Origin of the sequence: Psychrobium sp. nBUS_13 (genome assembly GCF_051201665.1) — a bacterium.
Taxonomy (GTDB): Bacteria; Pseudomonadota; Gammaproteobacteria; order Enterobacterales; family Psychrobiaceae; genus Psychrobium.
In genome coordinates, this window is the sequence record NZ_CP179210.1 from 1,887,431 (window position 1) to 1,900,164 (window position 12,734).

Genomic DNA, 12,734 nt, shown 5'->3' on the forward strand with positions numbered 1-12,734 from the left:
GTAATGAATCAGATAAATCTACTGGGATAGATGTAACAATCGATACTATAGGAGAAGGAACTGTCACAGTTAATCCTATAACGTCAGATGATATTATAAATTTAGCAGAATCTGGAGTTACACCTACTGCTGTTACAGGAACTGTTACAGGAGAATTAAGTGCAGGTGATGCCATTACATTTACTGTTAATGGGACTGATTATTCAGGAACAGTAAATTCTGACAATACTTCATGGTCAGTGGATGTAGCTACAGCTGATTTACTAGCCGATCTTGATTTTACAGTGACAGCAACAGGAACAGATGTTGCAGGAAATCCAATATCAGCAACAGTACTTTCAGAGCATACAGTAGATACGGATAAACCAGATGCACCAACAAATGCACCTGATTTAGTTGTTGCTTCAGATACAGGAAGTAGTTCGACAGATGATATAACTAATATTAATACACCAACTTTCACAGTTAATTTTGATAAAACTGATGTAGTTGTTGGAGATATGGTTAAACTTTATAATGCAGCTGGTGCTGAAATTGGAAGTAAAACTCTTGATGGCGCTGACGTACTAGCAGGAAAAGTCAATGTAACTGTTAGTACTGCATTAACATCAGATGGAACGCATAATATAACAGCAGGTATTACAGATATAGCTGGTAATGAATCAGATAAATCTACTGGGATAGATGTAACAATCGATACTATAGGAGAAGGAACTGTCACAGTTAATCCTATAACACCAGATGATATTATAAATTTAGCAGAATCTGGAGTTACACCTACTGCTGTTACAGGAACTGTTACAGGAGAATTAAGTGCAGGTGATGCCATTACATTTACTGTTAATGGGACTGATTATTCAGGAACAGTAAATTCTGACAATACTTCATGGTCAGTGGATGTAGCTACAGCTGATTTACTAGCCGATCTTGATTTTACAGTGACAGCAACAGGAACAGATGTTGCAGGAAATCCAATATCAGCAACAGTACTTTCAGAGCATACAGTAGATACGGATAAACCAGATGCACCAACAAATGCACCTGATTTAGTTGTTGCTTCAGATACAGGAAGTAGTTCGACAGATGATATAACTAATATTAATACACCAACTTTCACAGTTAATTTTGATAAAACTGATGTAGTTGTTGGAGATATGGTTAAACTTTATAATGCAGCTGGTGCTGAAATTGGAAGTAAAACTCTTGATGGCGCTGACGTACTAGCAGGAAAAGTCAATGTAACTGTTAGTACTGCATTAACATCAGATGGAACGCATAATATAACAGCAGGTATTACAGATATAGCTGGTAATGAATCAGATAAATCTACTGGGATAGATGTAACAATCGATACTATAGGAGAAGGAACTGTCACAGTTAATCCTATAACGTCAGATGATATTATAAATTTAGCAGAATCTGGAGTTACACCTACTGCTGTTACAGGAACTGTTACAGGAGAATTAAGTGCAGGTGATGCCATTACATTTACTGTTAATGGGACTGATTATTCAGGAACAGTAAATTCTGACAATACTTCATGGTCAGTGGATGTAGCTACAGCTGATTTACTAGCCGATCTTGATTTTACAGTGACAGCAACAGGAACAGATGTTGCAGGAAATCCAATATCAGCAACAGTACTTTCAGAGCATACAGTAGATACGGATAAACCAGATGCACCAACAAATGCACCTGATTTAGTTGTTGCTTCAGATACAGGAAGTAGTTCGACAGATGATATAACTAATATTAATACACCAACTTTCACAGTTAATTTTGATAAAACTGATGTAGTTGTTGGAGATATGGTTAAACTTTATAATGCAGCTGGTGCTGAAATTGGAAGTAAAACTCTTGATGGCGCTGACGTACTAGCAGGAAAAGTCAATGTAACTGTTAGTACTGCATTAACATCAGATGGAACGCATAATATAACAGCAGGTATTACAGATATAGCTGGTAATGAATCAGATAAATCTACTGGGATAGATGTAACAATCGATACTATAGGAGAAGGAACTGTCACAGTTAATCCTATAACGTCAGATGATATTATAAATTTAGCAGAATCTGGAGTTACACCTACTGCTGTTACAGGAACTGTTACAGGAGAATTAAGTGCAGGTGATGCCATTACATTTACTGTTAATGGGACTGATTATTCAGGAACAGTAAATTCTGACAATACTTCATGGTCAGTGGATGTAGCTACAGCTGATTTACTAGCCGATCTTGATTTTACAGTGACAGCAACAGGAACAGATGTTGCAGGAAATCCAATATCAGCAACAGTACTTTCAGAGCATACAGTAGATACGGATAAACCAGATGCACCAACAAATGCACCTGATTTAGTTGTTGCTTCAGATACAGGAAGTAGTTCGACAGATGATATAACTAATATTAATACACCAACTTTCACAGTTAATTTTGATAAAACTGATGTAGTTGTTGGAGATATGGTTAAACTTTATAATGCAGCTGGTGCTGAAATTGGAAGTAAAACTCTTGATGGCGCTGACGTACTAGCAGGAAAAGTCAATGTAACTGTTAGTACTGCATTAACATCAGATGGAACGCATAATATAACAGCAGGTATTACAGATATAGCTGGTAATGAATCAGATAAATCTACTGGGATAGATGTAACAATCGATACTATAGGAGAAGGAACTGTCACAGTTAATCCTATAACGTCAGATGATATTATAAATTTAGCAGAATCTGGAGTTACACCTACTGCTGTTACAGGAACTGTTACAGGAGAATTAAGTGCAGGTGATGCCATTACATTTACTGTTAATGGGACTGATTATTCAGGAACAGTAAATTCTGACAATACTTCATGGTCAGTGGATGTAGCTACAACTGATTTACTAGCCGATCTTGATTTTACAGTGACAGCAACAGGAACAGATGTTGCAGGAAATCCAATATCAGCAACAGTACTTTCAGAGCATACAGTAGAAAACCAAGCTCCAACAGATATTATTTTAAAAGATTCAAATGGAGATGAGCTTACTTTAAGTTCTGAAATAATGTCAGGTGCTCCAGCAATGCTAATTCCTCCTGGCATCGCTGATCAAGCCGATTTTAGTGAAGAAGGTACAATAATTAAAACCGGTGATCGTAAATGGAATATGTTCGTTTATTCTGATGTGAACATTTTGGCAGGTGATGGAATGACTGTTTCATTCTCTGGTAGAACGGGTTCTGATGGATACTGGGGATTTAATAAACTTGCTACTTTTTCGGCCAGACCTGATGACAGAGATTTTGGGTTTAATATAGATGGTAACAAATTGTATGTAAGTGAAAATGAGGTTAACAAATTCACCAGTGACTTTAACCTATCTGATGTATTATCAATTAATATAGATAAAGATACAGGTGAGGTGACGTATTTAAAAAATAGTCATGTAATTTATACTTCAAAAGTTACAGCAGATTTAGATTCAGTATATAAATTTTTTGGTGGAATGTTTGAAACTGGAAGTGGCATCAACAGTCTTAATCTTGAAAGTTCTATGGCATCAAAATCTAAGTATACTATTTTTGAAAATGAAGATGCTGATACATTTGTTGCTGCCTTAGATACCATCGATCCAGATAGTAGTTCTTGGACCTACGAGCTTGTAGGTGGAGATGGTGCTACAGATAATGAGCACTTTAAAATTGGTGGAAGTAATAATAATGAACTTATTTTAAAAAATAATACTTCATCACAAGAAGATTACTCAGTAAGAGTAAAAGTTACAGACAACCATGGTAAGGAATATGAAGAAGTTATAGAGTTTAAAGTAGGGATAAACCAAGCTCCAACAGATATTATTTTTAGAGATTCAGATGGAAAGGAGATTATAAGTTCTGAAATAATTTCAGGTGCTCCAACAATAACAGGAACAGGAACCTTTTCTGATGTCGATATTAGTAAAGAAGGTCAAATAATTAAAACCGGTCCAAATAGCTGGAAGACGGTGGTTTTTTCTGAAGAGAGCATTTTGGCAAGTGATGGAATGACTGTTTCATTCTCTAGTGAACGTGGAGAGAATGGATACTGGGGATTTGATCTTGCTAATGCTTCAAATAATTATGAACCTTATATCAGAGATTTTGGGTTTTATATAAGTGCTTCAAAAGTGTATGTAACTGAAAGTACCGCTGATGGTAAATCTTACACCACCAAATATCCATTTGACTATAAACCATCTGATGTATTATCAATTAATATAGATAAAGATACAGGTGAGGTGACGTATTTAAAAAATAATCATATAATGCATATTTCAAAAGTTACAGCAGATTTAAATTCAGAATATAAATTCGTTGGTGGATCGTACCTTACTGGATCTGGTATCAACAGTCTTAATCTTGAAAATTCTATGGCATCATCTAAATATACTATTTTTGAAAATGAAGATGCTGATACATTTGTTACTTCTTTAGGTACCATAGATAAAGATAGTACTTCTTGGACGTATGAGCTTGTAGGTGGAGATGGTGCTACAGATAATGCTGCTGTTAAAATTGGTGGAACTAATAATAATGAACTAATTTTATTAAAAAACACTTCAACACAAGAAGATTATTCAGCTAGAGTAAAAGTTACAGATAATCATGGTAAGGAATATGAAGAAGTTATAGAGTTTAAAGTAGGAATATACCAAGCTCCAACAGATATTATTTTTAGAGATTCAGATGGAAATGAGATTATAAGTTCTGAAATAATTTCAGGTGCTCCAACAATAAAAGGAACCCTTTCTGATGTCGATATTAGTAAAGAAGGTCAAATAATTAAAACCGGTTCAGCTAGCTGGAATACGGTAGTTTTTTCTGAAGAGAGCATTTTGGCAAGTGATGGAATGACTGCTTCATTCTCTACTGAACATGGTCATAATGGATACTGGGGATTTAATCTTGCTAATGCTTCAAATAATTATGGACCTTATATCAGAGATTTTGGATTTTATATAGAAGATTCAAAAGTGTATGTAACTGAAAGTACCGCTGATGGTAAATCTTACAACAACAAATATCCAATTGACTTTACACCATATGATGTATTATCAATTCATATAGATCAAGATACAGGAGTTGTGACATATTTAAAAAATAATGTAAGATTTTATGTGTCATTAGATTTTGCAGATTTAGATTCAGAATATAAATTCGTTGGTGGATCGTACCTTAATGGAACTGGCATCCACAGTCTTAATCTTGAAAGTTCTATGGCATCAAAATCTAAGTATACTATTTTTGAAAATGAAGATGCTGATACATTTGTTGCTGCCTTAGATACCACCGATCCAGATAGTAGTTCTTGGACCTACGAGCTTGTAGGTGGAGATGGTGCTACAGATAATGAGCACGTTAAAATTGGTGGAAGTAATAATAATGAACTTATTTTAAAAAATAATACTTCATCACAAGAAGATTACTCAGTAAGAGTAAAAGTTACAGATGATCAAGGTAAGGAATATGAAGAAGTTATAGAGTTTAAAGCTGTAACAAGCTCTTCTTCAACTCCTTTAATACTAGATTTAGATGGTGATGGAGTTGAAACTCTAAGTGTACAAGAAGGAGTTAAATTTGATATTGATGCAGATGGAGATAAAGATACTACAGGCTGGGTAGGTGAAGATGATGGCTTGTTAGTTAGAGATATTAATAATGATGGCATTATAAATGATGGGAGTGAATTATTTGGAGAAGAAACACTTAAAAATGATGGAACTAAAGCCAACGATGGCTATGATGCATTACGGGACTTAGACTCAAACAACGATGGCGTGCTAAATAGTGATGATGACGCCTATAATGAATTACAAGTATGGCAAGACAGAAACTCTGATGGTATTACACAAGCCGATGAAATGATGAGTTTAGAGGACGCTGGCGTGTCAGAAATATCACTGGCTTCAACAACCAGTTCAATTAATGACAACGGTAATATTATTGGAGAGCAGGGCAGTTATACAGGGATAGATGGTAGTGAGAATGAAATGGCCGATGTTTGGTTCACTTATCAAGAGTTAGATAATGACACAACAACTATTGATGGATTAGACGATACACTACAAGAGACAACTCTAGAACATGAAAATTTTGTCTTTAATAGTGAGCATTTAGGCACCGATACTGTTCTAAATTTTGATCCTAATGTAGATAAATTAGACCTGTCAGAATTACTTATTGGAGAAACGCTAGAAACCATTAACAACTATCTTGATTTTAACTTTACTGAGAGTGGAACAACCATATCAATAAGCGCTAATGGCGATGATGATGTATCATCTACTATTGTTTTAGATGGTGTAGATTTATCCAAAATCTATGGCACAGTTGATACAAGTTCAATTATTAGTAACTTGATTGGTGACAATAATGATGGCGCATTGTTAATATCGTCGGGTAGTCATTCAAGTACTGATATTCCAGCACAAAAAATGGACGATTTAGACGAAGATATTTTGTAAAATAGACTTGCAGTATAATGAACTAAGACCTTGTTAAATTGATAAATTTGATAGGGTATTAGTTCATTTTTCTATGACAGGGTAGTGCTAACTATTTATGGAACTAATAACCACTCGTTTGATCATTAATCAATTGGATTATACCGATAGCCACTTTTTAATTTCATTACTAAATCAACCCAGTTTTAAGTAATACATTGGTGAACGTGATGTTATACCAATTGCATTAAGTAAGTGATCTTGTTGTGCGTAGAGAAAATCAGCTAAAACAAGGCGCTCGATTGACTAATAGCTGGCTATTAGGATTGAGAGCAACGCCATTTTAGTTACATTTTAACAAGTACAAGTGGGCAAATATTTCATGCAATTGGTATTAATGACGACGCAAGCGCTCGTCACTTTTTAACATCTGGCCCATTATCTACCTATCCAGATGAAATTGGTATGTACTGTGTTAGAGAGCAAGAAACGGGTCAAGCTATTGGTTTATACCAATTGCATTATGTAAGTGATCTTGTTGTGCGTAGTGAAAATCAGCTAAAACAAGGCGCTCGATTGACTAATAGCTGGCTATTAGGATTGAGAGCAACGCCATTTTAGTTAATTTTAACCAGACATTGATCAGAGCAAAATCAAAAATTTGGATTTAATTTAACCGATAATTTGTTACTGATTTTTCGGCTATTTGATATAATACCGCCTCAACTTTGAGGTATATATGAATTTAAAAATCAAACGGTTAGATCATCACGGCATAGTCGCAGGTGTAATTGAAGACTTACAAATAGTCCCCTTATTGGATCAATATTTACCTCAGGATGAAAAGCAAGAAATTACACCTGGTGAAGCGGTTAAAGGCATGATTATGAATGGACTTGGTTTTGCAAACCGTCCTTTATCTCTCAGTCCCCAATTTTTTACTAACTTACCGCTTGAGCATTTATTTCGAGAAGGTGTAAAAGCCGAGCACTTTAATCGTCACAAATTAGGCCGCACACTAGACCAGTGTTTTGATTTTGGCTGCGAAAGTCTATTTTCACTGGTGTCTCAGCAAGCTTGCGAGCTAGAAAGTGTAGACAAAAAATTTAACTCACTCGATACAACCAGCCATTCTTTAACGGGAGAATACGCTTTTGACGATGAAGACAGTGATGACAATGTTATTAAAATCACTCATGGTTACAGTAAAGCTCACCGCCCTGATTTAAAGCAAGTGGTACAAGAAATCATTGTCAGTCAAGATGGTGGCGTTCCTCTCGCCTGTAAAAACTGGGATGGCAATAGTGCTGATACCGCTATTTTTAAGGCAAGGAGCAAAGCACTTGTTAGCGAATTCAAAAAAAGCGCAGCGCCTAAATATCTTGTGGCCGACTGTAAGCTTTATCATAAGGCTAATGCCGAATTTTTATCTCTGGTAAAATTTCTCACGCTTATTCCTTCAACGATAGCGCTAGAGAAAGAATTAATCGCAGAATCAATAGCTGACGAACAATGGGTGAAAATAAATGCTAACTATCAATATGTTGTCAAAAAAGTCGAGCATATGGGGATCAAGCAGCGATGGATTGTGATTTACTCAAGTGCCGCTAATCATCGAGCTGCTAAAACGATCACACGGCAAGTTGAACGAGCAAAAGTTAAGGTAGAAAAAGAGCTGTTTCATCTACAAGCGCAACGCTTTGCTTGTAAAACTGATGCGCAACGAGCAGCGGATAAAATAGGAAAAAAACTGAAATATCATCAAATAAGCGACACTCAATATATAGAGCATAAAGTTTATGAAGGTAAAGGCCGCCCGAAAAAGGATGCTGAAGTTAAGCGTATAGAGTGGCAAGTAAACGCTGAAATTGAAGAAAACACGATCGCAATCAAGCAGGCTGTTGAGCAAAAATCTTGCTTCATTCTAGCAACAAATATTGATGAAGAAGAACTTTCACCTGAAGAAATATTAAAACATTACAAGGCGCAATCGGAAGTTGAAAGAGGCTTTAGATTTTTAAAAGATCCCTTGTTTTTTGTCTCTTCGTTATTTATAAAAAAGCCAAGCAGAATCGATGCTCTGTTGATGGTAATGACATTATCATTACTTGTATATTCTATTGCACAACGACGAATGCGAGCGAATATGAAAAAAGTTGAAGCGACAATTCCAAACCAAATGCATATTAACATCCATGGAGATCACCTAATAACATCGATGGAGATCACTCAATAACATCCATCGAGATCACCTAATAACATTCATGGAGATCACTTTTAGCTCCATATGTTATTGATGAATTCACATAATGTTGTTGTTCAATTAATCAACTTTCTTCTGTTCTGTAGGTACATTTTACCGTTATTCTTTTCATTTTGATGATGAGGATAACTATGTCTACGGTACCTATTTCTATGCGTAAATTAAAAGAAATCTTACGGCTCAAATACGGCTGTTCACTTAGCCATCGTCAGGTTGCAAAAAGCTTATCTATTTCGCCCTCAGTAGTGTCTCGCTATGCAAACCGAGCTGCACAAATGGGGATCACAAGCTGGCCTTTATCCGAAATATGGACGGATGCGGCGCTTAATCGAGAGTTCTTAAAGACTAGGGTCAAACTTAAAGCATCAATACCAGTTCCCAATTGGTCGGTGATTTATAAAGAACTAAAACATAAAACGCTGACGCTACAGCTCTTATGGGAGGAGCACTCACAGCGAAACCCCGGTAACCATTACAGTTACAATCATTTTTGTCGTCTGTATAAAGCGTGGTTGGGCTGCCAGAAACCATCAATGAGGCAGCATCATAAAGCCGGTGAAAAGCTATTTATTGATTACTGCGGCCCCACAATGAATATCATCAATAGTTCAACGGGGGAGTACCGAACAGCGCAGGTATTTGTTGCAGTGATGGGCGCTTCCAATTATACATTCGCCGAAGCAACATGGAGTCAAGGCCTTGAAGACTGGGTGATGAGTCATGCTCGCTGCTTTGAGTTTCTCGGTGGAATGCCTGAACTACTCATCCCTGATAACTTAAGAAGTGGTGTCACCAAAGCGTGTCGTTATGAGCCAGACCTCAATCCAACGTATCAACAAATGGCAGCACATTATAATACTGTCATCGTTCCAGCTCGCCCCTATCGCCCCAAAGATAAGGCTAAGGCTGAAGTCGCAGTACAAATAGTTGAGCGCTGGATCATGGCCAAGTTACGTCATGAACCGTTTTTTAGCCTACGTCAGCTCAATGAAAGGATCTGCGAACTACTCACAGATTTAAATCAAAGGCCAATGAGAAAGCAGCCTGGGAGCCGGTTATCACAGTTTATTGAGATCGATAAACCCGCTTTAAAGCCACTGCCTATAACCCCTTACATCTACACACAGGTTAAGTGTCACCAACGGTGCAAAAATGACCCACTAACATCGATCCAAAATTGACCCACCGATGTATCATTTATTTATTTTTAGGTGATACGGTATGTTAACGAAGGAGCTATTTGTGGATATTAAAGTCCTGCATAAACAAGGCAAAAGCATTCGCGCCATTGCCAAGGAATTAAACGTATCGCGCAATACTGTGCGTAAATATTTAAGAGGATATGACGTGCCTCATTATACAAAACGACATTCACCTCCGACTAAACTCAGTCCCTTCCATGAGTATATTCAAGGTCGAATAAATGCTGCAAAACCACACTGGATCCCAGCTGTTGTTTTGTTGTCAGAAATAAAATCTAGAGGTTATCAAGGTGGAATAACGCAACTCAGGGTGTATTTATCCGCTTTCAAGCAATTAACACCAGAGCCTATTGTTCGATTTGAAACCGGTCCGGGTCAACAAATGCAAATAGACTTCACCACGATTAAACGCGGAAAGCTTACCATTAAGGCGTTTGTGGCAACCCTTGGCTATTCACGAGCCTGCTACGTCTATTTTTATGACCATGAGCGAACAGAAGCATGGATGGATGGATTAAGGGAAGCATTTCACTATTTTGGCGGCGTTCCAAAACAAGTGTTATGCGACAACGCTAAAGCATTAGTTATTGAGCGCGATGTTTACGGTGAAGGAAAGCACCGTTGGAATCAATCGTTTCTTGATTTGGCTGAGGAATATGGTTTTCAACCCAAAGCATGTCGGCCGTATCGTGCTAAAACCAAGGGGAAAGTTGAACGATTTAACCATTACTTGAAGAATAGCTTTGTTGTACCACTGCATGCAACGCTCAAGCAAGCGGGCTTATCGTTAGATTGTGCAAATGCCAATAGCAAAATTGGCGGATGGCTAAACGATGTCGCCCACCAACGTATTCATGGTACGACCGCACAAAAGCCGCAATACCTCCTTGATGAAGAAGTGGCGTACTTACAACCGCTTCCACAAAAACTTCACAGCAGTTTGGATTTAAAGAGCAGCGCATTAGTGTCGTTTATTGCGCCCATTGATATTGAATGCTATCAACACCCGATATCTGTTTACAGTGAACTACTGGAGCAACTATGAGTATTCAACATGAACAAATCGCTTCAATATGTGAGCAACTCAATTTAAGAAATATAGAAAACAACTGGCCTAACATTGCGAGTCGATGCGTCAAAAATGAAAGTAGTTATGCTGACTTTTTGTATCAGATCCTCACTAGCGAGTTAGAGAATAAGTATGATCGGGCGCGAGAAATCATGCTAAAAATGTCCGGTTTTCCAAGCATCAAAACACTAGACCAATTTAACTTCAAGATTGCAACAGGGGCACCACGTAAAGCGATAACGGAGCTAAGCTCGCTTGCCTTTATTGAGCGGTGTGAGAATGTCATTTTACTAGGTCCAAGTGGTACAGGTAAAACACACTTAGCCATTGCGTTAGGTTATAAAGCCATTGAGCAACGCAAGAAAACACGTTTTATCAGTGCCGCAGATTTAATGCTTCAGCTAAGCAGTGCACAGCGGCAAGGAAAATTGAAAAGCTACATGCAACGCTCTATTCTTGCTCCTCGGTTGCTAATCATCGATGAGATAGGCTATTTACCATTTGGCCGTGATGAAGCAAATCTATTTTTTAATGTCATTGCCAAGCGTTATGAAAAAGGCAGTTTGATTCTAACGAGCAATTTACCCTTTGGACAGTGGCCGAGCGCCTTTTCAGATGATGCAACTTTAACAGCGGCCATGTTAGATCGCGTACTACATCACTCTCATGTGTTGCAATTAACTGGCGAAAGCTATCGATTAAGAGAAAAAAGAAAAGCGGGTATTATTGATACCTATCAAGACTAACTGGGTCAGTTTTCAATCGATGAATTACTGAAAAAGTGGGTCAATTTTAAACCGTTGTTGACAGTTAAGAAAGTAACCGTACATATTGACTACCATATTGAAGTTGAAAAACACTATTACTCTGTACCTCATGTGTATTCTCATGAAGATGATCACTCATTCTCACCGAAGCTGATCAGTTGTTCTCATCCATACTGATCACTCTTCGGTGCCATTTTGCGGCTCGGTAACATTGTTAATTGATCACGACGTCTCCGTCAAGTTCATTTCTAATTTTCGCATTGATTCTCCCTGTAACTCAAAACGCTGTGAACGATGAATAAGCCGATCCATAATGGCATCTGCATAGGTGGCTTCACCGATCAGTTCATGCCACTTAGCCACAGGCAGCTGACTCATTATGATCATTGAACCTTGTTCGTGTCGTGCGTCTATTATGTCTAGAAGATCGCTGCGCTGCTGACTCGTCAACATTTCCATTCCCCAATCATCCAAGATCAAGATCGGTGTCTTATTGAGCTGGGCAAGGAACCGAGGATAACTTCCCTCGCCGTGAACTTGCCGTAGCTGCTCTTGCAGCCCTTTGATTCGGTAATAGCGTGCTGGTATGCCCTGTTGGCAAAAGTAATGCCCAATAGCACAGCCTAAAAAGGTTTTGCCGCAGCCTGTCGCGCCGGTAAAAATAAGGTTCTGATGGTGCTCAAGCCAATGTCCTTCAAGCAAGCTGCTAATTTGTGATTTAACAATGCCACGGCTCGCTCGGTAATCGATTTGACTTGGATGAGCAGCCAATCGAAATTTAGCATACTTGACTAGGCGCTCTATCTTACGTTGCTCCCTGGTTGCAATTTCTTCTCCCAGCAATAGTGATAACCGATCATGAAAACTTAAGTCACTATATAAATGTGGCTGCTCTTCTTGGCGCGTTAGGCTGCTGAGAATGACGCTTAAACGTAAATTACTAAGCTGTTGAGTTAATTCGATATTCATCATATT

The 12,734-nt window shown here is 37.8% G+C and carries 5 protein-coding genes and 2 pseudogenes; 6 read left to right on the plus strand and 1 reads right to left on the minus strand.

The window, feature by feature from the left end; translation table 11 throughout:
- Positions 1 to 47 precede the first annotated feature (47 nt).
- The 6 genes and pseudogenes from ACMAZF_RS08570 to istB (ACMAZF_RS08595) all read left to right on the plus strand — a co-directional run bounded on the left by ACMAZF_RS08570 (position 48) and on the right by istB (ACMAZF_RS08595) (position 11,738).
- The gene (locus tag ACMAZF_RS08570; RefSeq protein ID WP_435277213.1) at positions 48 to 6,479 is read left to right on the plus strand and encodes an Ig-like domain-containing protein; all 6,432 of its coding nucleotides are present in this window, start codon (positions 48 to 50) and stop codon (positions 6,477 to 6,479) included.
- Between the two features lie 444 nt (positions 6,480 to 6,923).
- A complete protein-coding gene (locus ACMAZF_RS08575; protein ID WP_435276948.1) occupies positions 6,924 to 7,079 on the plus strand; it encodes a hypothetical protein in 156 nt (51 codons plus the stop codon).
- A 118-nt stretch (positions 7,080 to 7,197) separates the two neighbouring features.
- A pseudogene (locus ACMAZF_RS08580) lies at positions 7,198 to 8,643 on the plus strand (IS1634 family transposase); the annotation flags it as partial.
- Between the two features lie 209 nt (positions 8,644 to 8,852).
- A pseudogene (istA, locus tag ACMAZF_RS08585) lies at positions 8,853 to 9,854 on the plus strand (IS21 family transposase); the annotation flags it as partial.
- Positions 9,855 to 9,942: 88 nt separating this feature from the next.
- Positions 9,943 to 10,968: an IS21 family transposase gene (gene istA / locus ACMAZF_RS08590; protein WP_435275661.1), complete on the plus strand. Its 1,026-nt coding sequence runs from the start codon at positions 9,943 to 9,945 to the stop codon at positions 10,966 to 10,968.
- Positions 10,965 to 11,738: an IS21-like element helper ATPase IstB gene (gene istB / locus ACMAZF_RS08595; RefSeq protein WP_435273981.1), complete on the plus strand. Its 774-nt coding sequence runs from the start codon at positions 10,965 to 10,967 to the stop codon at positions 11,736 to 11,738. The genes istA (ACMAZF_RS08590) and istB (ACMAZF_RS08595) overlap by 4 nt, the downstream gene beginning before the upstream one ends.
- A 243-nt stretch (positions 11,739 to 11,981) precedes the next feature.
- Here the strand turns inward: istB (ACMAZF_RS08595) and istB (ACMAZF_RS08600) are convergent, their stop codons facing one another.
- Positions 11,982 to 12,728, minus strand: coding sequence for an IS21-like element helper ATPase IstB (gene istB / locus ACMAZF_RS08600; RefSeq protein WP_435277174.1), 747 nt, complete (start codon positions 12,726 to 12,728; stop codon positions 11,982 to 11,984).
- Positions 12,729 to 12,734 lie beyond the last annotated feature (6 nt).